The sequence below is a fragment of the Methylobacterium sp. 13MFTsu3.1M2 genome, from assembly GCF_900112625.1.
Taxonomy (GTDB): Bacteria; Pseudomonadota; Alphaproteobacteria; order Rhizobiales; family Beijerinckiaceae; genus Methylobacterium.
Window position 1 is genome coordinate 75,156 of the sequence record NZ_FOMM01000010.1, and the last position, 23,368, is coordinate 98,523.

The 23,368-nt window shown below is 71.4% G+C and carries 22 protein-coding genes and 1 pseudogene; 8 read left to right on the top strand and 15 right to left on the bottom strand.

Going from position 1 to position 23,368, the window contains the following annotated elements:
* Window positions 1–50 precede the first annotated feature (50 nt).
* The 10 genes from BM314_RS10990 to BM314_RS11035 form a co-directional block, all read right to left on the bottom strand.
* Window positions 51–755 carry a L,D-transpeptidase gene (locus BM314_RS10990; RefSeq protein ID WP_091978151.1) on the bottom strand — a complete coding sequence of 235 codons (705 nt, stop codon included), beginning with the start codon at window positions 753–755 and terminating at the stop codon, window positions 51–53.
* Between the two features lie 257 nt (window positions 756–1,012).
* Window positions 1,013–1,774: an SDR family NAD(P)-dependent oxidoreductase gene (locus tag BM314_RS10995; protein WP_091978152.1), complete on the bottom strand. Its 762-nt coding sequence runs from the start codon at window positions 1,772–1,774 to the stop codon at window positions 1,013–1,015.
* 21 nt (window positions 1,775–1,795) lie between these two features.
* Window positions 1,796–2,788 carry an acetamidase/formamidase family protein gene (locus tag BM314_RS11000; RefSeq protein ID WP_020093103.1) on the bottom strand — a complete coding sequence of 331 codons (993 nt, stop codon included), beginning with the start codon at window positions 2,786–2,788 and terminating at the stop codon, window positions 1,796–1,798.
* A 32-nt stretch (window positions 2,789–2,820) separates the two neighbouring features.
* Window positions 2,821–3,531, bottom strand: a complete 711-nt coding sequence (locus BM314_RS11005) for an ABC transporter ATP-binding protein (RefSeq protein ID WP_091978153.1) — start codon at window positions 3,529–3,531, stop codon at window positions 2,821–2,823.
* Complete coding sequence (locus tag BM314_RS11010; RefSeq protein WP_091978154.1) at window positions 3,524–4,270, bottom strand: ABC transporter ATP-binding protein; 747 nt, start codon at window positions 4,268–4,270, stop codon at window positions 3,524–3,526. Before BM314_RS11010 ends, BM314_RS11005 begins: the two co-directional genes overlap by 8 nt.
* Entirely contained in the window at window positions 4,267–5,325 is a 1,059-nt protein-coding gene (locus tag BM314_RS11015) for a branched-chain amino acid ABC transporter permease (protein WP_091978228.1), read from the bottom strand. The genes BM314_RS11010 and BM314_RS11015 overlap by 4 nt, the downstream gene beginning before the upstream one ends.
* 10 nt (window positions 5,326–5,335) lie before the next feature.
* The gene (locus tag BM314_RS11020) at window positions 5,336–6,208 is read right to left on the bottom strand and encodes an ABC transporter permease subunit (RefSeq protein ID WP_020093099.1); all 873 of its coding nucleotides are present in this window, start codon (window positions 6,206–6,208) and stop codon (window positions 5,336–5,338) included.
* A 103-nt stretch (window positions 6,209–6,311) separates the two neighbouring features.
* Window positions 6,312–7,559 carry an urea ABC transporter substrate-binding protein gene (locus BM314_RS11025; protein WP_056533269.1) on the bottom strand — a complete coding sequence of 416 codons (1,248 nt, stop codon included), beginning with the start codon at window positions 7,557–7,559 and terminating at the stop codon, window positions 6,312–6,314.
* 35 nt (window positions 7,560–7,594) lie between these two features.
* Window positions 7,595–8,236, bottom strand: coding sequence for an ANTAR domain-containing response regulator (locus BM314_RS11030; RefSeq protein WP_091978155.1), 642 nt, complete (start codon window positions 8,234–8,236; stop codon window positions 7,595–7,597).
* Window positions 8,233–9,387: a transporter substrate-binding domain-containing protein gene (locus BM314_RS11035; protein WP_091978156.1), complete on the bottom strand. Its 1,155-nt coding sequence runs from the start codon at window positions 9,385–9,387 to the stop codon at window positions 8,233–8,235. Before BM314_RS11035 ends, BM314_RS11030 begins: the two co-directional genes overlap by 4 nt.
* Window positions 9,388–9,785: 398 nt before the next feature.
* Here BM314_RS11035 and BM314_RS11040 point away from each other — a divergent pair, with 398 nt between their 5' ends.
* The 6 genes and pseudogenes from BM314_RS11040 (at window position 9,786) to BM314_RS11060 (ending at window position 15,718) form a co-directional block, all read left to right on the top strand.
* Window positions 9,786–10,403: a glutathione S-transferase family protein gene (locus tag BM314_RS11040; RefSeq protein WP_056533263.1), complete on the top strand. Its 618-nt coding sequence runs from the start codon at window positions 9,786–9,788 to the stop codon at window positions 10,401–10,403.
* 57 nt (window positions 10,404–10,460) lie between these two features.
* Window positions 10,461–12,524: a 2Fe-2S iron-sulfur cluster-binding protein gene (locus tag BM314_RS11045; protein WP_091978229.1), complete on the top strand. Its 2,064-nt coding sequence runs from the start codon at window positions 10,461–10,463 to the stop codon at window positions 12,522–12,524.
* Between the two features lie 160 nt (window positions 12,525–12,684).
* Window positions 12,685–12,819, top strand: a pseudogene (locus BM314_RS29960) (DUF1348 domain-containing protein); the annotation flags it as partial.
* Window positions 12,820–12,900: 81 nt separating this feature from the next.
* Entirely contained in the window at window positions 12,901–13,791 is an 891-nt protein-coding gene (locus tag BM314_RS11050; RefSeq protein ID WP_091978157.1) for a LysR family transcriptional regulator, read from the top strand.
* Between the two features lie 215 nt (window positions 13,792–14,006).
* Window positions 14,007–15,155: an acyl-CoA dehydrogenase family protein gene (locus tag BM314_RS11055; RefSeq protein ID WP_091978158.1), complete on the top strand. Its 1,149-nt coding sequence runs from the start codon at window positions 14,007–14,009 to the stop codon at window positions 15,153–15,155.
* On the top strand, window positions 15,152–15,718 hold the full coding sequence (locus BM314_RS11060) for a cytochrome b (protein ID WP_091978159.1): 567 nt from the start codon (window positions 15,152–15,154) through the stop codon (window positions 15,716–15,718). Before BM314_RS11055 ends, BM314_RS11060 begins: the two co-directional genes overlap by 4 nt.
* 28 nt (window positions 15,719–15,746) lie before the next feature.
* Here the strand turns inward: BM314_RS11060 and BM314_RS11065 are convergent, their stop codons facing one another.
* From BM314_RS11065 to BM314_RS11075, 3 genes are all read right to left on the bottom strand, one after another.
* On the bottom strand, window positions 15,747–17,234 hold the full coding sequence (locus BM314_RS11065; protein ID WP_091978160.1) for an HWE histidine kinase domain-containing protein: 1,488 nt from the start codon (window positions 17,232–17,234) through the stop codon (window positions 15,747–15,749).
* Window positions 17,235–17,394: 160 nt separating this feature from the next.
* Window positions 17,395–18,735 (bottom strand): LLM class flavin-dependent oxidoreductase, encoded by a 1,341-nt coding sequence (locus tag BM314_RS11070; RefSeq protein ID WP_091978230.1) that lies wholly within the window; start codon window positions 18,733–18,735, stop codon window positions 17,395–17,397.
* Window positions 18,736–18,874: 139 nt separating this feature from the next.
* Window positions 18,875–19,390, bottom strand: coding sequence for a DUF4188 domain-containing protein (locus BM314_RS11075; RefSeq protein WP_020093087.1), 516 nt, complete (start codon window positions 19,388–19,390; stop codon window positions 18,875–18,877).
* A 167-nt stretch (window positions 19,391–19,557) separates the two neighbouring features.
* Here BM314_RS11075 and BM314_RS11080 point away from each other — a divergent pair, with 167 nt between their 5' ends.
* Both BM314_RS11080 and BM314_RS11085 read left to right on the top strand, forming a co-directional pair.
* Window positions 19,558–19,836, top strand: coding sequence for a hypothetical protein (locus BM314_RS11080; RefSeq protein ID WP_139237822.1), 279 nt, complete (start codon window positions 19,558–19,560; stop codon window positions 19,834–19,836).
* A 274-nt stretch (window positions 19,837–20,110) separates the two neighbouring features.
* Window positions 20,111–20,533: a VOC family protein gene (locus BM314_RS11085; RefSeq protein WP_091978162.1), complete on the top strand. Its 423-nt coding sequence runs from the start codon at window positions 20,111–20,113 to the stop codon at window positions 20,531–20,533.
* Between the two features lie 423 nt (window positions 20,534–20,956).
* Here BM314_RS11085 and BM314_RS11090 read toward each other — a convergent pair whose 3' ends face one another.
* Window positions 20,957–21,634 carry a hypothetical protein gene (locus BM314_RS11090; RefSeq protein WP_056533247.1) on the bottom strand — a complete coding sequence of 226 codons (678 nt, stop codon included), beginning with the start codon at window positions 21,632–21,634 and terminating at the stop codon, window positions 20,957–20,959.
* Window positions 21,635–21,889: 255 nt separating this feature from the next.
* Complete coding sequence (locus BM314_RS11095; protein WP_091978163.1) at window positions 21,890–23,170, bottom strand: NAD(P)/FAD-dependent oxidoreductase; 1,281 nt, start codon at window positions 23,168–23,170, stop codon at window positions 21,890–21,892.
* Between the last annotated feature and the right edge of the window lie 198 nt (window positions 23,171–23,368).

Below are 23,368 nucleotides of genomic sequence, written 5' to 3' on the forward strand. Positions count from 1 at the left end.
AGGATGTCGGGGCCGCCGGGAAGCGGGGACGGCGCGGGCGCGGCCGGCCCTCAGGCCGGCAGCACGACCACCTTCGTCTTCACCGGCGTGCGCGCGTAGAGGTGGATCATGTCCTGGCTGAGCAGGCCGACGCAACCGCTGGTGATGCCCGTGCCGATCGATTCGGCGTCGCTGCTGGCGTAGATCGTGTAGAGCGTATAGGCGCCGTTCTGGTAGAGGTGCAGCGTGCGCGCGCCGAGCGGGTTATCGAGGCCGCCGGGCATGCCGCGGGCGTATTTCGCGGCCTCGGGCTGGCGCCGGATCATCTCCTTGGGCGGGGTCCAGGTCGCCCACTCGGACTTGCGGCCGACATAGGCGTTCCCGTTCCACAGGAAGCCCTGGCGGCCGACATTGGCGCCGTAGCGGGTGGCGGTGCCGTCACCCTCGATGCGGTAGACGTAGTAGTTGGCGGGATCGACCACGATCGTGCCGGGCGCTTCCGACGAGGCGTACTGGACGGTCCGACGGTAGTATTTCGGGTTGACCTTGCTGACGTCGACCGCCGGGATCGGGAACTTCTCGTTCGGCATCGGCCCGTAGGTCTTCGCCGCTTCGGCCATGAGCAAGGTGTCGGTCGTCCCGCACCCGCCGAGCGAGAGCGCGCCGATCCCGAGGGCCGAGCCGGCCAGGAACGACCGGCGGCTGAGAACTCCCGTCTCGCTTCCGAGGCGCCCGCGCCCGTCGAGCCCGCCGGCCTCGCGATCGTCCGTCATCATCGCCCTGGACTTCCCTGTCCTGCAGCCCGGCGCGACTGCGCGGCGTGCCACCGCCGCGCGAACGGCCAAGCTTGAGAGTGCCGCGTGCCAGCGCGCGTGGCAAGCTTGTCTTTACAGAGTCGAGAGCGGCCGAAATGCGTCGCAAGTGTGGTGAGTCCTCGCGATCTCCGGACTTCGTCGCTGAACGACCGTACTGAACGCGCCGGGTGTGCTTCGGACGTCGCAGGTGTCCCGGTGCGGGGCGAGGCCGGTCGGCGTCAGAACTGCACGCCGCGGGTCAGGCTGCCGTCGACCACGAGGTTGGTGCCGGTGATGAAGCTCGCCGCCGGGCTCGCCAGGAACACGGCCGCGCGGGCCACCTCCTCCGGCCGCGCCATCCGTCCCGTCGGGTTCAGCCGGAGCGCCTCGGCGAACAGCGCGGGGTTGCCGGTCTCGATCTGGTGCCAGACGCCGCCCGCGAAGTAGGTGTTGCCGGGCGAGACCGAGTTGGCCCGGATGTTCCGGGGCGCGAGCTGGAAGGCCAGGCCCTGCGCGTAGTGGATCAGCGCCGCCTTGAAGGCGCCGTAGGGACCCGCCGCGAAGTCGATCTCGCGGCCGGAGATGCTGGAGATGACGACGATCGCGCCGGCCTCGGAGCGCTCGAGGAACGGCATCGCCGCCTCGACCGCCGTGACGGTGCCCATCATGTCGACCGCGAAACCGCTGCGCCACGCCGCCTCGTCGCTGCCGACCGCCAGCGCGCTGACGTTCGGCACCACGATGTCGAGGCCGCCGAGCTCATCGGCGGCCTCGACCACCCAGCCGCGCAGGGCGGCGGAATCGGCGACGTCGACGGCGCGCCCGGTCGCCGCCACGCCCCTGGCGTGGAGGGCCGCCACCTTGCCGGCGACCTCCGCTCCGTTGCGGGCGCAGAGGGCGACCGCCGCCCCCTCGTCGGCCAGCAGGTCGACGATCGCCGCGCCGATGCCCTTGGTGCCGCCGGTCACCAGCGCCCGGCGGCCTCTGAGCCCGAGATCCATGCCGTCCTCCTCCGTCGCCGGTCAGGCGTGGGCGATCGCCTTCGTGATCGAGGCGCCGAGCGTGTATTTCGGATCGACCATGTTGCCGAGCCGCACGCGCCCGCACTGCGTGAGCAGCATGTAGGCGTCGATCTCGTCGAAGCCGAAATCGGCGGCGAGCCAGCGGATCAGCTCCCGGTAGGCGATGCGCGCCGCGTCCTCCATCGGCCGGGACGAGCCGATCGTCATGTAGAAGTCTTCGGTCTCGAGCCGCGGCCAGCGGAAGGTCCAGCCCTTGATCAGGTCGATCTGCACCGTCGTGTGGGTCGGGTGCTCCACCGCGACGCCGCAGAGTTCGCCGTCGCCCTGCGCGGCGTGGCAGTCGCCGAGGTAGAGGAGCGCGCCCTTCGCATTCACCGGCAGGTAGATCACCGCGCCGACGCCCACGTCCGGCAGGTCCATGTTGCCGCCGTAATAGTCCGGCTGCAGCGAGGAGATCGCCTCGATCTCCGGCGAGGTGCCGATCGTGCCGATGAACGGCTGGTAGGGCAACGTGATCCGGTCGTTCCAGCGCACGCCGGTCTCGGCCGTGACCTCGAGCTTGCGCACCCGCTCGGGGAGCGGCGGATTGAGGAGCGCGGTGTCGCCGGTGGCGACGAGGCCGCCGAATTCCGGCATGATCAGCGTCGTGCCGCAGGGCTGCGGGCCGCGCGGCCGGATCGAGCGGATCGCCACCGCGAGGCAGTCGCCCTTCTCGGCGCCGTTGACGTAGATCGGCCCGTTCTGCGGGTTGAGGTAGGGGAAGTTCAGGATCTGCGTCGGGCTGTCGGTCTCGTGGCGGATCTTGCCCTCGAAGGCGTCGTGGGTCTCGACGGTGACGACCGCGCCGGGATCGACGGTCAGCACCGGCTCGGCGAAAGGCCCGTAGACGTAGTGGTAGCGGCCCTGCTCGACCTCGGTGATCGTGTACTCCCGGCCGGGCTTGCCGCCGGCGACGCCCTTGCGGGCCATGATGGACTGGTCGAGCCACTGCATGGTCGTCTCTCCCTTGGTTGTCTGCCGTGTCGTCAGACGGCGAGGTGGCGCCGCACGAGGTCGCGGTCGTCGAGGTCGCGGGCCGTCAGCTCCGCGACGATCCGGCCCTTGTCCATGACGTAGCTGCGCTGGGCCATGGCGCGGATCAGGTCGAGGTTCTGCTCCACGAACACGATCGTCACCCCGGTGCGGTGGTTGAGATCGACCAGGGTGCGGCCGATCTGCTGCACCACCGAGGGCTGGATGCCCTCGGAGGGCTCGTCGAGGAGGATCAGCGCAGGCCCGCCGACGAGGACGCGGCCGATGGCGAGCTGCTGCTGCTGGCCGCCCGAGAGCGTCCCCGCCCGCTGCCCGCGCCGCTCCCGCAGGATCGGGAAAGGCCCGAAGGCGCGCTCGTAATCCGGCCGCTCCCCCTTCGGCAGCAGCGACGCTCCGACCGTCAGATTGTCGACGACGCTCATGCGCGGGAAGACATCGCGGCCTTGCGGCACGTAGCCGATGCCGAGGCGGGCGCGCCGGTGGGCGGCGAGCCCCTCGACCGCCGCACCCCGGAACGCGATGCCGCCCGCGGAGGCGGGCAGGAGCCCGACGAGGCTGCGCATCAGCGTCGACTTGCCGACGCCGTTGCGGCCGATCACCGCCACGATCTCGCCGGGCCGGACCGCGAGGTCGATGCCCTGCAGCACGGGCTTGCCGCCGTAGCCGGCGCGGAGGCCGGTCGTCGCGAGGAGCGCCTCAGGCATCGGCGACGCTCCGCAGCGGCGGCGCGTCCGCTTCCCCGAGGTAGATCGCGGCGACTCGCTCGTCCGCGATGATCGCGTCGGTGGTGCCCTGAGCGAAGATGCGCCCGACATGGAGCACGGTCACCCGCTGGGCGATCTGCCGGACGAAGGCCATGTCGTGCTCGATGGCCAGCACGGCGACGCCATCGCGGTTGAGCGCCTGCACCATCGCGCCGGTGGCGAAGGTCTCGTCCGGCGACATCCCGGCGGTGGGCTCGTCGAGGAGGAGCAGGCGCGGCTTGAGGCTGATCGCCATGCCGATCTCCAGCCACTGCTTCTGCCCGTGGCTGAGGTTGCCGGCGCGGTCGGAGGCCGCCGCGGTGAGATTGAGGAAGGCGAGCAGTCGGCGGATCTCGGCACCGAGCGAGGCGCCCTCGAGGTGGTGCTGCAGGGCTATCTCCAGGTTGTGCGCCACCGACAGGCTCGGGAAGATGCCCGGCACCTGGAACTTGACGCTCATGCCCCGCCGGATCCGCGCGAAGGGCTTGAGCGCGGTGATGTCCTCGCCGGCGTAGAGGATCTGCCCCCGCTCCGGCGTGTAATCGCCGAGCAGCAGGCGGAAGAAGGTGCTCTTGCCGGCGCCGTTCGGCCCGATCAGGCAGTGGATCTCCCCCGCCGCGAGGGCGAAGTTCACGTCGTTGGTGACGTGCAGCCCGCCGAAATGCTTGCTCAGATCGCGGGTCTCGAGCAGCGGATTCATCGGCCCGCCTCCCGGCGGCGGAGGCGCCCGAGCCCGCGCATGGCCGCCACCACGAGGCCGTCGGGCGCCGCCAGCACCACCACGACGAGGAGCAGGCCCATCACCACCAGGGCGTACTGGCTGCCGTAGATCGTCAGCGCCTGGAAGCCGCCGAGGACCACGAGCGTGCCGATGAGCGTGGCCGTCAGGTCGCCGCGGCCGCCGACCGCGACCCAGATCACCGGCAGCGCGGCGGCGGTGAGCCCCATGCTGGAGGGCGTGATGTACTGGCCCCAGGCGGTGTAGAGGGTGCCGCTCAGCCCCGCGAGGGCCGAGCCGATCACGAAGGCGGCGAGCTGGTAGCGCCGCACGTCGTAGCCGAGCATCTCGGCCCGTTCCGGGTTCTCGCGGATCGCCACCAGCACGTTGCCGAACCGGGCGTTCACCAGGATGCGCAGCGCGAGGTAGACGACGATCAGGAGGCCCAGGAGGCCGTAGTAGAGGGCGACGTCGGGAAACAGCACGACGTCGCCGTCGAGCCACGGCACGGTCAGGGGCGGCATGCCGCTCATGCCGTTGTAGCCGTTGAGCCGCGCCGCCCCGATCTTCCATTCCGGGCCGGCGGTCTGCGCCATGAAGCGCTCCAGGGCGAGCGTCACCGACAGGGTGATGATGCCGAGGAAAACCCCGCCGATCCGGCCGAAGAACAGGAAGTAGCCGAGGAGCGCCGCCATCACGGCCGAGAGCGCCACCGCCAGCACCAGGGCCGCGAGGGTGAAGCCGTAGGCCGCGCCGACATTGAGCGTGAGCACGCCGTAGGCGTAGCCGGAGAGGCCGAAGAAGGCGGTCTGGCCGAAGCTGAGCGCGCCGCCGTAGCCCCAGATCAGGCACAGGCCGAGCGCCATGAATACCCAGCAGAAGAAGTAGGCGGTGTTGCCGACCGTGTAGCCGTCCGCGAACCACGGGTAGGCCACGGCAGCCGCCACCGCGAGGGCGAAGGCGGTCCAGAAGGCCGGGCCGCGCCCCAGGGTCTGCGGGCCCTCGAGGCGCCGAAGCAGGGTCATCGCCGGAATCATCGCCATGGCTTCAGGCCCGCTCGCGCAGGATCAGGCCCGAGATGCCCCGCGGGAGCACCCGGATCACCAGGATCACCGCGACGAGGAGGCCGATCTGGCCGAAGAGCTGGCCCTGCCACGTCGTGAGCAGCGCCCGCACCGTGCCCAGCACGAGCGCCGCCGGCGCCGTGCCGAGGAAGATGTCGGCGCCGCCGACCACCACGGTGACGAAGGCCTCCATGATGAAGGTCGTCCCCATGGTCGGCACGATGGTCATGGTCGGCGCGTAGAGCCCGCCCGCGAGGCCCGCCAGCGCCGCGCCGAGGCCGAAGGTCAGGGCGTAGACCGTGCGGGTGTCGACGCCGAGGGCCTCGGCCATGTGCGGCACCTGGATGGTGGCGCGGGCGAGCGTCCCGAAGCGGGTGGCGTTGAAGGCGAGGTAGAGCCCGGCCAGCACCGCCACGGCGGCGACCATCAGCACGACGCGGTAGGTCGAGTAGGAGTAGCCGCCGACCGTGAAGCTGCCGAGCGGCGTGCCGATCCCCGGCATGCTGGAGCCCAGCAGGATCAGCGTGCCCTGCGTCGCCGCGAGGCTGATGCCCCAGGTCGCCACGATCGTGTCGAGGGGCCGCCCGTAGAGGTGGCGGATGACGAGGCGCTCCATCACCATGCCGACGGCCCCGGCGACGAGTGCGCCGGCCAGGATGCCCAGCGGCAGCGGCAGCCCGGCCCGCGTGGACGCCGCCGTGACGTAGGCGCCGCACATGATCAGCTCGCCGTGCGCGAGATTGATCACGCCCATCATGCCGAACACCACCGCGAGGCCGCAGGCGGAGAGGACCAGGAACGAGAACGCGTCGCCGATCTGGTAGAGGAACGTGAAGGCGTGAGTCAGCAGATCCATCCGGAGGCCCGATCGTGATGGCTGTGGGCCGGGGCCTCGGCCCCGGCGATGTCGCGTCGTCTCCGGCCCGGGGCCGCGGCGCGCGGATTCCCGTCCCGGCAGGTCAGGGCTTCGGCGGGTTGCTCGGCGTGTACTGCGCCATCGGATCCTTCTGCGTCAGGTCGCAGCCGGCCTTCCCGAGCCAGTAGGGCTGGATGTTGTCCCAGGTCTTCGGGAAGGAGATCGCGTGCTTCTCGTCGACCTTCGCGAGGTAGATCGTGTGGGACGCGTGCTGGCTCTTCGGGTCGATGCAGACCTTGCCCTCCGGCGCGTCGACGCAGACGTCGCCCGCCGCGATGACCTTGCGCAGGTCGGCGCGCTTGGTCGAGCCGTTCGCCCGCTCGACCATCTGCTTGTAGAGGTAGACCGCGAGGTAGGAGTTCTCGGCCTCCTGGTTCACGTAGGGCTCGTTCGGGAACTTCGCCTTCCACTTGGCCAGGAACGCCTTGCTCGACGGGCTGTCGACCTCCTCGATGTAGTTCGTGGTCACGTACATGTTGGCGAGGCTCGGGGGCTGGAAGCGCTTGTGCTCGTAGCCCTGGCCGATATTGACCGAGGAACCCATCGGCACCTTCAGGTTCGCGGCCGCCGCCTGCTCGTAGTAGGAGGCCTGCGCGGTGCCGACCAGCAACGTCATCAAGATATCGGGCTTTGCCTTCTGGATGTTCTGGATCGTCTGCGAGAATTGCGACACGCCGAGGGGGATAAATTCTTCCCCGACCATCTCGCCGCCGTTCTCCTTGACGATGTTGCGCACCCACTCGGCCGAGATCTGACCGAAATTGTAGTCGGCCGCGATCGTGTAGACCCGCTTGCCGAACTTCTCCATCATCCACGGGATCAGCGTCGAGAACTGCTGCTCCGGCACCGCGCCCGTGACGACCATGTGACCGTCGCAGACGCCGCCCTCGTACTGGTTGTTGTAGAACGCGAAGCCGTCGAGCTGGTCGACGATCGGCCGGTAGGCCTCGCGGGACGCGCTGGAGAAGCCCGCGAAGACGGCGTTGACCTTGTCGCGCTGGAGCACCCGGCGCATAAATTCCTGGTAGCGCGTATTGTCGGACTGCGTGTCGTAGATCACGAGTTCCAGCTTGCGCCCGGCGATGCCGCCCGCGGCGTTGATCTCGTCCGCGGCGAGCTGGATGCCGTGGACCTTGCCGATGGTGGCGACCGCGAAGTCGCCGGACTGGTCCTCGAGGACACCGAGCTTGATCGGGTCGGCGGCGCGCGCCACCGGGGCGGCCAGGGATACGCTCGCGAGCAGGGCGGCCGCGAGGGCGGACAGGCGGGATCCGCGGGGCGTTCTCGTCATCGGGTCGTCCTCGTCTACGGGGTGGAGTGCGTGCTTCAGGATCGGGCCAGCCGCGGCGAGAGGGCCGGCGCGGCGACGGACGGACGGGTGCGGACCAGCGCCTCGCAGTAGGCTTCCAGGGGCTGCCGGGCGCGCATGGCGTCGCGCCGCAGCGTCTCGTAGGCCGCGTCGTCGTCGAGGCCGTGCTCCTGCATCAGCCGGAGGATCGCCTTGACGACGTGGCGCCGGCCGCGCCGCCGCTCCTCGTGGCGGGCAAGCCGTTCTTCGAGGAGACGGCGCCGGTTGTGCTCGTTCACCGCCAGGAACAGGGCGGCGTAGACCGAGGCGCCGTGGATCGGCTTGCGCAGCAGGCCGGTCGCGCCGAGCTGGAGCAGCCCCTTGAGGCGGCTCGGCGCCTCGACGCCCACGAGCCCGACCACCGGGACCGGCGGCAGGTCGGGCACGGCGCTCGCCGCGAGGCCCGGCAGCGGCAGGTCGCCGTCCACGATGACGATGTGGTGCTCGGGGTCGAGGATCTCGAAATCGAGCCACGGCGCCTCGCCGGCCGGGACGACCGAGGCCACGGTGAGCCCGAGCTTCATCAGGGTGCTCGCCAGGACGTCCGTGGCGGTGCTCTGCGGCGCGATCAGCAGGGCCTGCGCGCCGCTGAAATTCTGGATCAGCCGGGGCGTCGTCATGGCACCACCTTCAGGTGCGGGCGCCGGCTCACCGGCACGACGCGCGGATCGCTGCGCACCAGGTAGGGGTCCGGCGCGACCGGCGCCTCGGCCTGCGCCACGATGGTGAAGCGGGCCGCCGCCGTCGAGAGGCCGATCCGAGGGGTCAGGCAGGCGTGGAGGGTCGTCTCGTCGAGGCGCACCGGTCCCTGGGGCGCCTCGAACTCGTCGGCGCAGGCCGCCCGGCGCACCGTCGCGGCATCCTCAGTTCCGGCCCGCGCCAGCGCCCGCGCCAGGAGATGCACCGCGATGTACGAGGATTCCGCATCCGCCGAGGGGGTCGGGCCTGCGGAGAAGCGCGCCGCGTAGGCCGCCATGAAGGCGCGGTTGCGGGGCGTGTCGATCGACGTGAAGTAGACGCTGGAGGACAGGTGGCCGTCGACCGCCTCCGGCCCAATCGCCTCCAGTTCCGGCTCGGCGAGGCTGCAGCTCGCCACCGGCATGGTCCGCGCCTGGTCGATGCCGCGCGCCGCGCAGGCGCTCCGGAAGTCGCGGAAGAACCGGTACGCCGAGATCCCGATCAGCGTGTTGAAGACGAAGTCCGGCTTCGCGGCCAGGATCGCCGCGATCACCTGATCGAAGGCGGTCTCGCCCACCGCGAGGTAGCGCTCGCCCGCGACGTCGCCGCCGGCGATCGCCAGCGTCTCCCGCAGGATCCGGTTGTTCTCCCAGGCCCAGATGTAGTTGGAGCCGACGCAGAAGGCGGTGCGGCCGCCCCGGGCGAGGAGGTGCCGCACCAGCGGGACGATGTGCTGGTTCGGCGCCGCCCCGGTGTAGACCACGTTCGCCGAGGTCTCGAAGCCCTCGTAGTGCGATGGGTACCAGAGCAGGGCGTCCCGCTTCTCGAAGATCGGGATGATCTCCTTGCGGCTCGACGAGGTGTAGCAGCCGACGACGTGGCGGATCCCCGCGTCGAGGAGCCGCTCGGCGCCGGCGACGTAGCCCGGGAGGGCGCCCTGCGGATCGCGGATCACCGGCTCCAGGACGCAGTCGCCCCGCGCGTTCACCTCGTCGACCGCCAGGAGCGCGCCGTTCAGCATCGCCCTCCCGACAAGACCGTAGGGTCCGTCCGCGGAGAACAGGATTCCGATGCGGTGATGGCGGAGGCCCATGCAATCCTTCAGAACGCAAAAAGCCCGCCAGTGCGGAAGCACTGCGGGCGGCATCGCCGTGAAAGATGGTGACGTATTGGCGCGAAACTGGGCAGCTTTGCCCCGCACCTGAAAACTAGGCTCCTCGGTAATGGCCTCGGTGTCAAGTCCCGCGCAGTCTTTTCGGAACCGGCGTCTTGATGATTGCTTCCCGGGTCGCTGATCGGCGTCTACGCCAAGCCCGTCCGCGGCGCCTGTACCCGCGGGGCGAGGCGGATGACGGCCGCGCCAAGCCGCGCGATTATTCCGATTTCCGGAATGATGAACTGCGGAGAACGCCTATTCTGCTCGCCCGAACGCGGCGGCATTCTCCTCACACGGCCCGGGGCGATCCCGGCCCCCGACGGAGATCCACGGCCATGAAGCTCTACCACCATCCCCTCTCGGGCCACGCGCATCGGGCCCGCCTGTTCCTCTCCCTGGTCGAGGCCCCGCACGAGCTGATCGAGGTCGACCTGAAGGCGGGCGGACACAAGACGCCGGCCTTCCTGGCCATGAACCCGTTCGGTCAGGTGCCGGTGCTCGACGACGACGGCGTGATCGTCTCCGATTCCAACGCCATCCTCGTCTACGTGGCGAAGCGGCTCGGCCGGTCCGACTGGCTGCCCGAGGATCCGCGCGCCGCGGCGGCGGTCCAGCGCTGGCTCTCGGTCGCGGCGGGCGAACTCGCCTACGGGCCGGCGGCGGCGCGGCTGATCACGGTGTTCGGCGCCACGTTCAACCCGGAGGAGGTGATCGCCCGGGCGCACACGCTCCTGGGGCGGCTCGAGGCGCATCTCGACGGCCGGGACTGGCTCGCGGCCGAGCGGCCGACCGTCGCGGACGTGGCTGTCTACAGCTACCTCGCCCGCGCCCCGGAGGGGAACGTGGACCTGTCGGGCTACCCGCGGGTCGGGGCCTTCCTGCGCCGGATCGAGGGCCTGCCGGGCTTCGTCCCCTTCGCCCAGACCCCCGCAGGCCTCACGGCCGCGGCGTGACCGGAAGGCCCCGGGCGCACCCGCGCCCGGGGGCGGATACGAGTGGAGGGCGCGGAGATGGCTGACGGTCAGACCCTTGCGACGCTGCCGACATGGCATGCCGGCGAGACGTCCATCCAGGAAACGGTCGGCGCCGCCGACCGAATGGCGGTGATCGGCCAGCGGGTGGTGCGGGACTTCATGCCCGATCAGCACCGCGCCTTCTTCGCGGAGATCCCGTTCATCGTGCTGGGCAGCGTCGACCGGCAGGGCGACGCCTGGGCCACGCTCCTGGCTGGCCGTCCCGGCTTCATCACCTCGCCGACCGCCACGACCCTCGACATCGCCGCGCGGCTGGACCCGGCCGACCCCGCCTCAGAGGGCACGGGCGACGGCGACGCAATCGGCCTCCTCGGGATCGCGCTGGACAGCCGCCGCCGCAACCGCGTCAACGGCCTCGTCCGCTCCACGGCCGGCGGAGTCCTGCACTTCGCCGTCGACCAGAGCTTCGGGAACTGCCCGCAATACATCCAGCTGCGCGACATGAGCTTCGTCGGCGAGCCGGGCGCCCCCGCTCCGGCCCCCGCCGAGGAGAGCGCGGAGCTCGACCCGGAAGCCCGCGGCCTGATCGCGGCGGCGGACACGTTCTTCGTGGCCTCCTACGCCGACCGGGAGGGCCGGCGGCAGGTCGACGTCTCGCATCGCGGCGGCAAGGCGGGGTTCGTCCGCATCGCCGCGGACGGCACGCTGACCATCCCCGACTTCGCCGGCAACCTGTTCTTCGCCACGCTCGGGAACATCTTCCTGAACAGCAGGGCCGGCCTGGTCTTCCCCGATTTCGAGACGGGCGATCTCCTGCAGTTGACCGGCGACGCCGCGGTGATCCTGGACTCGCCCGAGATCGCGGCCTTCCAGGGCGCCGAGCGGCTCTGGAGCTTCCGGCCGCGCCGGGTGATCCGCCGACGCGGTGCCCTGCCGCTGCGCTGGTCGTTCCGGCCGGACGGCTGGTCGCCGAACGCGCTGATGACCGGCGACTGGGCAGAGGCCGCCGATCGCGTCCGGGCGGCCGAGCGCGCGACGCAGTGGCGGCCGTTCCGGGTAGCCGAGATCGTCGACGAGAGCCGCACGATCCTGTCCTTCCACCTGACCCCGGACGACGGGGCCGGGCGGCTCCCGCACCGCGCGGGCCAGCACCTGCCGATCCGCGTGACACTGCCAGGGGCCGACGCGCCGGTCATCCGGACCTACACGCTGTCGGTCGCGCCCTCGGACCCGACCTACCGGATCAGCGTGAAGCGCGACGGCACCGTCTCGCAGCACCTCCACGACCGAGTTCGGGTCGGCGACATCGTCGAGGCGCGCGCGCCCGGCGGCGGCTTCACCCTCGACGCGAGCGCGGCGCGCCCGGCCGTGCTGCTCGCCGGCGGCGTCGGGATCACGCCGCTCCTCGCGATGCTCCGGCATGTTGTCTACGAGGGCATGCGCACCCGCAAGATCCGGCAGACCACGCTCGTCTACGCCGCCCGCACCCGCGCCGAGCGCGCCTTCGACCGGGAGCTGTCCGAACTCGCCGCGGCGGCGCAGGGCGCCGTGCGGATCGTGCGCGTCCTGAGCGATGTCTCCGATGCCGCGGCTGGCGTCGATTACGAGGCCGCGGGCCGGATCGACATGGCCCTGCTCACGCGGTTCCTGGCCTTCGCGGATTACGATTTCTACCTGTGCGGCCCGTCGGCCTTCACCCAGGCGCTCTATGATGGCCTGCGCGGCTACAACGTGGCGGACGACCGGATTCACGCGGAGGCGTTCGGTCCCTCGGGGCTCATCCGCGACACCGGAACGGCGGCGGCCGTGCCTCCGCGGCCACCGGCCTCCACGGAGACGGTGCCGGTCGCCTTCCTCGACACCGGCAAGGAAGCGCGCTGGACGCCGGATTCGGGCAGCCTCCTCGACCTCGCAGAGGCGCGGGGTCTCGCACCGGAGTTCAGCTGTCGCGAGGGCAGCTGCGGGACCTGCCGCACCAAGCTGCTCGCCGGCGCGGTGACCTATCTGAGGGAACCGAGCGCACCGGTGGCTGAGGACGAGGTGCTGATCTGCTCCGCGGTGCCCGCGGAGGGCACGGACCGGGTGCAGCTGGCGCTCTGACGCGCGCGCCGTGTTCCGCCCCGCGGGACCGGCGCCGGCGGATCATCCTGCGCCGCTACCGGAACCGGGCTGAACCTTCCCCGAGGACAAGGAGCCCGTCCTGTCCCGTCCGCCGCCGCCGCCCCTCGACGCGCAGAGCACGATCACGAAGGTCCGCCTCGCCGACGACGGGCTGATGCGCTATCGGCACAGCAGCATCAACGCGTTGCCGATCGCGGAATCGGACCGCGAGTTTCACTGGCCCCTCGGGCGCCGGCCGGACGACCATCCGGGCCTGAGCCATTTCGGCTTCTGACCGTTCGGCCGGGACGCCGACGCGGCGGGCCGGATCGGGCGTGAGCGTCGCGACCCGGCCGCGAGAACCCGGAGCGAGGCTATGGATCGGTGGCAGGCCATGCGCATCTTCGCGAAGGTCGCCGAGACGGCGAGCTTCGCGCAGACCGCCCGCCTCCTGCACATGAGCCCGCCGGCCGTGACGCGCGCCGTGGCGGCACTCGAGGAGACCATCGGCGCCCGCCTCCTGATCCGGACGACCCGCTCCGTGAAGCTCACGGAAGCCGGCAGCCGGTACTACGAGGATTGCCGGCGGATCCTGGCCGACATCTTCGAGGCGGAATCGGCGGCGGCCGGCTCCAACGCGACGCCGTCGGGCACGCTCGCGGTGACGGCCTCGGTCCTGTTCGGACGGATGCACGTGCTCCCGATCGTCACCGACTACCTCGACACCTACCCGACCATGGTGGCGCGGACCCTCTTCGTCGACCGGCCGGTCAGCATGGTGGAGGAGGGAATCGACGTGGCGATCCGCATCGGCCACCTGACCGATTCTGGGTTCACGGCCGCTCGGGTCGGGTCGGTGCGCCACGTCATCTGCGGCGCCCCGGACTACTTCGCGCGGCACGGCGTGCCGGCGACCCCGGCGGATCTCAAGCGCCACCGGATCGCCATCTCCACCGGGGCCTTCGCGTCGCCGGAGTGGCGGTTCGGCCGGAACGAGCGGGTGGTCGTCCGCCCCACTCTGGAGGGCAACACCAACGAGGTCTCGATCGGCGCCGCACGGTCGGGCTGGGGGCTAGCGCGTGTCCTGAACTACCAGATCGGCCCGGACCTGCGGGACGGCCACCTGCAGATCGTGCTCGCCGATTACGAGGAAGCGCCGCTGCCCGTCCACGTCCTGTACCCGGAAGGCCGGCACGCGCCCGCGAAGGTGCGGACGTTCGTCGACCTGGCCGTGGCGCGGCTGCGCGCCAACCGGACGCTGAACTGAGAGCAGCCCGGATCGACGACGGTCGCATTGGTCGCAGCCGCGGCCGGGGAAAGGATGGCTCAGTCTTAGGTTAGTTTTTTAGGATCTTCCGCATCTTCTGCGGGCAATGGGGGCCCATACGTGACGAGACCCGAGCGCGCGACCGTGGGCAACCGCCCCTCAGCGGCCATTCGCCTGGATGTCGACGCGGTGGCGCTCTGAGAGGAGTCAGGCGCATGGATCAGTGGACCCGCCTGGATCCCGTCTACGATTCCGAGGCGGCCGCGCGCGCGATTGCCGCGTCAGCGCCCGCGCGCGCCGACGCCCAGGATCACGACGACGGCTTCCCACTGGATGACATCGCCGATCTCGCCCGCCTGGGGCTGCTCGCCGCGCCCGTACCGGTGGATCACGGCGGCGCGGGCCTCGGGACGGAGCCGGGCGCCGGTGCCCTGGCGGAGGTTCTGCGGCTGGTCGGCTACGGAAGCCTCGCTCTCGGCCGGCTCTACGAGGGTCACGTCAACGCCCTCCAGCTCGTCGCCCGGTACGGCTCACCCGCCCAGCGCGTCCGCCTGTTCGCCGACGCGCGCGCCGGCCATCTGTTCGGTGTCTGGAACACCGAGCCGGGGGAAGGTGGCCTCACGATCGAGGCCTCGGACGTCGACGGCCATCTCCGCGGCGTGAAGACCTTCGCGTCGGGCGCCGGCTTCGTCACCCGCGCCCTCGTCACCGCCCGGCATCCGGGACAGGCCGGCACGGCGATGATGGTGGTGCCGCTCGACGCCGGCACGCGGTCCGATCTCTCGGCGTGGCGGGCGCAGGGCATGCGCGCCTCGGCGACCGGCACGATCGACTTCACCGGCCTCGCCTTCGCGGCCGACGATATCCTCGGCCAGCCCGACGATTACTTCCGGCAGCCGGCCTTCTCGGGCGGCGCGTGGCGCTTCGCGGCGGTGCAGCTCGGCGGCATCGAGGCCGTGTTCGATGCCTGGCGCGGCCATCTGCGCCGCCTCGGCCGGGGGAGCGATCCGCACCAGCTGGCGCGCCTCGGCGAGGGCGCCATCGCGGTCGAAGGCGCGCGCCTCTGGGTCGAGCGCGGGGCGCAGGTCGCGTCGGACGCGGCAATGCCGCCGGAGCGCGTCGTCGCCTACATCAACCTGGTCCGCCTCGCGGTCGAGCGCGCCGGCCTCGACATCCTCCAGCTGGCCCAGCGCTCGGTCGGCCTCCAGGGCTTCCTGCGCGGCCATCCGCTGGAGCGGCTGTCGCGCGATCTCGCCACCTACCTGCGCCAGCCCGGACCGGATCACGCGCTCACCAGCGCGGCCTCCGAGATCCTGCGCGGGGACGGCCTGGCCGGTGACCTCTGGACCGAGAACGCCGCGTGACGGGGCTGAGCGGCCACGCCACCGCATCGCGGACCGTCTGGCTGGACACGCCGGAGCGGTACGGTCGCGTCAGCCGCGGCTTCCACTGGGTGATGGCGGCCCTGTTCGCCTGGCAATTCACCGGGGCGCTGCTCTACGTCACGATCGGCGATGCGGCGCTCACCCGCATCGTCGGCGGCAGCCACTTCACCCTCGGCTTCACCCTGTTCGTGCTCGTGCTCCTGCGCGGGGTGTGGGGCCTCGCGAACCTTCACCGGCGCCCCGCCCATCCGGGCGCGCCGGGGCGCGCGGTCGCGGCCGGTCACGGCCTGATCTATCTCCTGATGGTCCTGGTCCCGAGCCTCGCGCTGCTGCGCCAGTACGGATCGGGCAAGCCCTTCGCGCCCTACGGCATCCCGGTGATGCCGGCGCGCGAGACGAAGATCGAGTGGATGATGCTGCCCGCCGACCTGTTCCACTACTGGCTGGGCTTCACGCTCCTCGTCGTCGTGCTCGGCCACGCCGCGATGGCGTTCCTGCACCGCAGGCTCTGGAACGAGACCGTCCTGACCCGCATGACCTGACCGGCGGCGGGCCCGCGGGACGCGATCCTCAGACCGTCGCCTCCGCCGCGGCGGACGCGCGGTCGGGCAGCGGCGCGTCCAGCGTGAAGACCACGCCGCGGGGGCGGTACTCGATCTCGGCCGAGCCGCCCATCTCGGCGGCCAGCGCCCGCTCGATGAGGCGCGTGCCGAACCCGCCGCGGGCCGGTGCCGTCACCGCGGGTCCGCCGACCTCCTCCCAGCGGAACCAGAGACGGGCCGGCGTCGCCCCGTCGACCACGTCCCAGTTCAGGACCACTCGCCCCCGGTCGTTCGACAGAGCGCCGTACTTCACGGCGTTGGTCGCCAGTTCGTGCAGCGCCATCGTGAAGGCGAGCGTCAGGCGCGGCGTCAGCCACACCTCCGGTCCGTTGATCAGGAAGCGCTGTCCCGCCCCGCCCCGGAACGCCTGGAGGGTGCCCTCCACGATGACGTCGAGCGTGGCCCCGATCCAGCTCTGTCGGGTCAGGACGTCGTGGGCCGCCGAGAGCGAGTGCAGCCGCGCGTCGAGGGTCCTGTGCGCCTCCTCCAGGGAGGCGGCGTTGCGCAGAGTCTGGTGCGCGATCGACTGCATGGTCGCCATCGAGTTCTTCACCCGGTGGTTCAGCTCGTCGGCCAGGAGGGCGCGGTGCTCCTCCGCGCGCTTGCGCTCGGTCACGTCGATGGAGACGCCGGCCATGCTCAGCGGCTGCCCGACCGAGTCGTAGAAGGTCTGACCCCGGATCTGCAGCCAGCGCAGTTCGCCGCCGGGCGTACGCGCCCGGTACTCGATGTCGTAGTCGCTGTGCTCGCGGATCGAGGTCTGCACCGCCGCCTGCATGCGCGGCCGGTCCTCGGGCTCGATCGCGGCGATCAGGTCCTCGTAGCTGAACGCCTCGCCCGGCACCCGCCCGAAGTTCTCCTTGCAGGTCTCGGAGGCCACAAGCCGCATGTCGGCGAGATCGAGGGTCCACGAGCCGAAACGTCCGGCCTTCAGGATGAATCGCAGCCGCTCCTCGCTGCGGGTGAGGTCGCTGGTGCGGCGCTCGATCTCCTGCTCGAGCGCCTCCCGGTCACGCTGCATCCGCGCGAGCTTCTCCCGCTCCAGCGTCACGTCGAACTGCGACGCGAAGAAGTAGGTGAGCTCCCCGGCGCGATCGAAGACCGGCGAGATCAGCAGCCGGTTCCAGAAGAGCTCGCCGTTCTTCTTGTGGTTCAGGAGCTCGATCTCGATCGGCACGCGGCGGGCGATCGCCGCCCTGATCTTCGCGATGTCGGCCTTGCTGGTCTCAGGCCCCTGAAGGAACCGGCAGTTCCGGCCGATGATCTCGTCGTGGCCGTACCCGGTCAGCTTGGAGAAGGCGGCGTTGACGAAGACGATGGGGTTGTCCGGCTGATGAGGATCGGTGATCAGCATCGGCATCCGCGTCGCCCGGACGGCGGAGACGAAGGGGTCGGTGCTCGCGTCGGTGCGGGCGAATTCCGCCTCGAAACGCGTGCGTTCCTGCTGATCCGTCAATGCCCGGTCGCCCCTGTCACGACTCGCCGATGGCGGCCTTCGGCCCTCGTGGCGTGGCTGTACCACAGCGGGAATCGCTTGTGCGCAATCATGATGCGGTCCGAGACGCCGCAGGGGGTCGCGACGCCTCGCCCGATCGGACCCGGGAAGAGGCCCGCCGCTACACCGCGGCCCGACCGGGGCCGAACCCGGCCGGCGGGCGCGAGCCGAGATGGTCCCGCAGCGTCCGGCCCTCGTACTCGGTGCGGAACAGGCCGCGCCGCCGCAGCTCCGGCAGGACCAGCGCGATGAAGTCGTCGAGGCCGCCGGGCAGCGTCGGCGGCATGATGTTGAAGCCGTCCGCCCCGCCGGCCCGGAACCGCGCCTCCATCTCGTCAACGATCTGGGCCGGCGTACCGACGATCTGCGAGTGGCCGCGCGCGCCGGCGATGCGCAGGTAGAGCTGGCGCAGGGTCAGGCCCTCGCGGCGGGCGAGGTCGAACATGAGCTGCTGGCGGGACTTGATGCCTTCGGTCTCGGGCAACTCCGGCACCGGCCCCTCGGGATCGTAGCCCGACAGATCGTGGCCGCCGATCATACGACCGAGCAGCGCCAGCCCGACCACCGGGTCGATCAGGTCCTGCAGCGCCTCGAACTTCGCCCGCGCCTCGGCCTCGCTGCGCCCGACGACGGGGAACAGGCCGGGCATGATCTTCAGATCATCCGGCGCACGACCGAAGCCGGGCATGCGTCCCTTGAGATCGCCGTAGAACTCGACCGCCTCGTCCAGCGTCTGGTTCGCGGTGAAGACGATCTCGGCGGTCCGCGCCGCGAGGTCCTTGCCGGGCCCGGAAGCGCCGGCCTGCACCAGCACGGGCTGGCCCTGCGGCGTCCGCGAGATGTTGAGCGGACCGCGGACCTCGAAATGCTTGCCCCGGTGATCCAGCGGGCGGAAGCCGTCCGGCTTCGAGAACTGGCCGCTCGCGCGGTCGATGATCACGGCGCCGTCGTCCCAGGTGTTCCAGAGGCCGAGGACCACGTCCGCGAATTCCTCGGCGCGCTCGTAGCGGTCGGCGTGACGGCCGATCCGGTCGCCGCCGAAATTCGCCGCCTCCGCGTCGGTCGCGGAGGTCACGAGGTTCCAGCCGGCGCGCCCGCCGCTGAGATGGTCGAGGGAGGCGAACCGGCGCGCGACGTTGAAGGGCTCGTTGAAGCTGGTGGAGGTGGTGGCGACGAGACCGATCCGGCTCGTCACCGCCGCGAGGGCCGACAGCAGCGTCAGCGGCTCGAAATGGGTCGAGCGCGCGGTGCGCTCGCTCGACCGCAGGTCGAGGTCGCGGATCCCGCTCCCGTCCTCCAGGAAGATGAGGTCGAACTTCGCGGCCTCGGCGCGCTGCGCCCAGCCGACATAGCGCTCCAGGACGAGCCCGCCGTCGGCCTCGCTGGAGGGATGGCGCCAGCCCGCGACGTGGTGGCCGGTCGCGTAGAAGAACGCGCCGAGGCGCAGGGTACCCTGTCTCATCGAACCGACCGTCATAGTGCCTGCTCCGCTCCGTGCCTTCCGCGCGGGCCGGTGTCCAGCCGAACCGTGCGCACGGGCGGACCCCGCGTCGCGCACGGCTCATCCGCCGCACCGGAACTCCGGCCGGGCGGCCGGAGCCTCAGCGCGGGACTGCGGCGTCCGGCGCGTTGTCGGCGGGGAGGTCGCGCAGGTCGGACGAGGCGTAACGCCCGTGCCGGGCCGCCAGCGAGCCCCTTGCCTCCTGCATCGGCATGAAGGCCGCGAATCCGACCGGCTCGGCCACGTCGTGGTAGATCGCCTCCATGCCGCCGCGCATGTGGTAGGTCTCGTGCCAGATGCCGACGCCGCGGGTGTCGCGCAGGAAATCCCGCCACCAGATCCGGTGCGGCTCGGACTTGGACCACGCGACCATGCTGTCCATGTCCCGCCAATACCAGCGCATGCCGACATGGAGCGGGCGCAGGCTGAAGATGATGTTGTTCTCGTAGTGCAGGAGGCCCTCTGGCCGCGCCGCGCCGACCCTGTCGATCCGCGGCCCGAAGCCGAGCAGCGTCTTCACGCCGGCCAGGGTGCGGACCTTCATTCCGAGATAGATCACGACGAGGTCCGGGTAGCCCGAGAAGTCCGGGACCGCGTGTCGCCGGTTCGCGCCCATGTTCGCGCCCTGATTCGCCGGCCGGTCCTGGTGGGCCTTCAGCGTCGAGAATAGGCGACGACGCGGTCGGCGAGCAATATTCGTGGACCGCGTTGCTTACGACCTGCGAAGTCCGGCAGTATCGGACGAACTCGGTCGCCCTCCGTCACGGCCGCCGCGCGGCAGGCGTGATCCGGGCGGACGCTCCCGCGCGCGCCGCCGCGGAGATCCTCGAGGTTCGTGCCGACCGCTTCGGAGATCTCCGCTCCGTCGCCGGATCGTTCGGGATCGTGCGCGGCTCAGCGCGTGCGCTCCCCGCAATCCGGGCCATTCTGCCGGGAGCGCGGCCAAGCGCGGGTGCGGATGTACTGTTCGACCACGAGAGCACCTCCTCCAAGAACAACCACAGCGAGAATGGCTTCGCGGAAAGTGCCAGGATCGATCATCGTCTCGACTCCCTGAAGTGAATCGCCCCTGCCGGGGCCTGAGAGCTCTTCAACTCTGCTCTCCCTCGTCAATCCCTGACCGCTTCCCGGGTTGCGCTGCCCAGCTAACAATTGCCCTTCGACGACAAGAACATTCTGTAAGACCGAGGATCGTGAGAGCGGCGCGTCGGCGCCGAGCGCGCGGCCGGACAATGGGCCCGTCCACCGCGTGCACCGGCCGACTGGCATCGTGTCGACGGCGCAAGGCCTTCGACATTTCGCGCGACGCGCCCGTGTCGGATGCTAGGATCCGACGATGCAGCAGCAGATCTCGGTCATCACGCTCGGCGTCTCATCGCTCAGCCGGTCGCGCGCCTTCTACGGCGACGGCTTCGGCTGGGCTCCCGTGTTCGAGAACGACGAGATCGTCTTCTACCAGATGAACGGGTTCATGCTCGGAACCTGGCAGAACCCCAACCTCGACCAGGACATGCGGCGCGCGAGCGAACCGAGCCCGAGCGCGTTCTGCCTCGCCCACAATGTCCCGAACCGCGGCGACGTCGCGCCCACCATCGCGCGGCTCGTCGCGGCGGGCGGGACGCTCCTGCGCGCGGCCGACGAACCGCCCCACGGCGGATTCCGCGGATATCTGAGCGATCCGGACGGACATGCCTGGGAGATCGCCTGGAACCCGGCCTGGCGGATCGATGAACGCGGTCGGGTGACGTTCGGACTCTGAGCGGGCGCGGAGGCCGCCGAGGAGATCGGCCGTGCCGGGAAGGCCGCGCCTCAGAGGTGGGTGAGCCGCAGGCGCCACCCGGACGAATCCGCGACGATGGCCGGGTCGAGGGCCGGATCGGGCGGCCGCGCCGCGGCCGGAGCGGCCGTCGGAGGCTCCGCCACGGCGATGTCGGCGGACGGGGCGCGGCCGGAGACGCAGCCGCAGAGGGGCAGCGCCAGGGCGAGTGCCGCGACGGCGACAGACCGGATCGGTACGGTCCACCCGCGGATCGGCGAGCCGGCCTCGACCGCGCGGGAGACCGCGGCGCTCCGTCCTCGGCGCGGAGCGCGTCCGGAAACGGGTCCCGGCGGACGGCCTGGAGCAGCGCCGCGGTGGGGCCGGGTGCCCGACGCGGACATGGTCCGGCCCCGGCACTCGGCCTCAGGCGCCCGCCGGCCCGCGGCTCACGTGGCCGCCCAGAAGGAGCGCCTTGGCGGCCGCGTCGATCCGGCCGAGCCACTTCTCCGCGGTCTCCGCGCGCAGGTCGGCGACGCGGACCTGCTCCTCGGCGGCCCGGACCCAGGCTTCGGCCTCCGCGCGGATCGTCCGGACGCGCGCCTCGGCCTCCGCGCGGATGTCCTGTACCTGGGCGTCCGCCTCGGCCTGGACGCGCTGCAGCCGGATATCGGCGCGGGCCTCGACCTCGCGGACGCGCATCTCGGACAGTTGCAGGCGGTGCCGGGTCTCCGCCAGCGCGCGCTGCGCGGCGGCCAGGGCGGCCTCGTGCGACATGCTCTGCTCCTGCAGGCGCTGCTTCTGCGCTTCGGCACGGCCGGCCATGCCGGTGATGATGTCGAGCGTGCTCATCCAGTCCGACACCGCCTCGGACTCGCAGGGGACCGGCGCGGGGCCCGCGTCGTTGACCGCGGGTTCCGGCAGGATCGGCGGGTGCGCGACGGGCTCGATGCGCGGCGCGGACAGCGCGGCCGGCCCCTCGACCGTGTCGAAGGACGGCTTGAGCTTCAGGATCTCGGCGGACGGTCCCTCGACGAAGCGGTCCAGGCTGTCGGCGACCTGCGAGAGGATGTGGGACCACGTGGCTGTGGGGGCCGCGACCATGATGGCTCTACCCTGGCGGGATTTTGGCAATAGCTAATACAATCTCCAGTATGGTTAATAGGTGGTTAATCGGCGGCGCGGCGGCGCGAATCCCGGACAGTTCGTGGCGGCCCGATCAGTCTCGGCAGGCCCGGACGGGAAGGCTCGACAATCTTCCGCCGGTTCGGTTCCAGTTTCCGAGGCGCTTCGAGCGGTTTCGGCAGGATATCGACCGCCGACGACCGGACTCCCGGACCGGCCGCGCTCGGGCCGGCGTCATCGCGCGGCCTGCGTCGCGGGCGCGGCCTGGATGATCGGCGCGGCCGCGGCCAGGATGGACGCGGCGTCGCGGTCGAGGGGCGGATAGATGCGCGTGCCGTTGATGATCCGCTTCGTCGCCTTCGCGGCGGCGCCCGACGAGACCAGCGTGCCGCGATCCCAGCCGGCGGTGTAGACCGCCCCCCAGGCGCCCAGATCCAGCACGGTGACGTAGTCGGGCGCGGCGAAGCGCAGCCGCCGCTCCGGCCGGCCGGCGAGATCGCAGACCGCGTTGAAACCCGCGAACCGACCCATCGGCCGGGCGTGCTGGCACGACATCACCGTGCGATGACCGGCATCGTCCGCCGCAGCCGAGGCGATGTCGCCGGCCGCGTAGACGCCAGCGAGCCCCTGGACGGCCAGGAAGGCGTCGACGGGCAGGCGCCCGAGCGGGTCGAGGGGGAGGCCGAGCGTGCCGCCCAGCGGGCTCGCCCGCATGCCGGTGGCGCAGACACTCGTCCACGCCGGCAGGCGCGTCCCGTCCGCCAGCGTCACCCCGGCGCGATCGACGGCACCGACCCGCGCACCGCCGATGCAGGTCACGCCGGCATCGCGCAAGGCCTCGCGGATCCCCGGCAGGGCCGCCGCGCCCATGGCGCTCCCGACCTCGCGCGCGTGGTCGATCAGGATGGTCCGCACCGGACCCGTGGCCCCGGCCCGGTCCCTGGCAGCGGCGAGCCGGGCGGGAAGCTCGCAGGCGAGTTCCAGTCCCACCAGGCCGCCGCCGATGACGACGGCGGTCCAGCGGCCGGCCTCATCCGGCCCGCCCGCGTCACCGAGACGATCGAGATGCGCCGCGAGGGCCTGGGCCCCCGCGAAGGTGTCGACATCGAAGGCGCCCGCGATTCCCGGGATCTCGGGGCGCCACAGCAGGCTTCCGGCGGCGAGGATGAGGCGGTCGTACGCCAGCGTCTCGACGACGCCCGACGACGCGGCGGACGACACCGCGGACGACACCGCGGACTCGACCGTGACCGTGCGCGCCGCGGGGTCGATGTCGATCGCGCGCGCCTCGCGGCGTTCCACGCCGATCGGCCCGAGAACGTCGTCGAGGGGCACGCGCAGGGCGCCGAGATCGGTCTCGTAGCAGCGGACCCGGATGACGTGGAACAGGTCCGGCGCGATCACCGTGACCGCGACGCGGTCGCCGAGGCCGAACTCGGTCCGGGCGCGCGCCGCGGCGGCGGCGGCCCACAGACCGGCGAAGCCGCCGCCGATCACGACGATTCTCGAGACCATGGCAGAGTTCCCCCCATGCCGGAGACATCGAACTCTGCACGTCGCTCGGCGATGCGGCAACGGTTACAGTCCTGGCGCGGGCGCGGATCGCTTCCGACAGTCGAGCGCCGGCGGTTCAGCCGTCGTGGCAGCCGCCACCCTGGCGCGCCTTCGGGCGCCGGAAGGACCCGTCAGCCCGCAGCCGCGGTCTCACGTGAG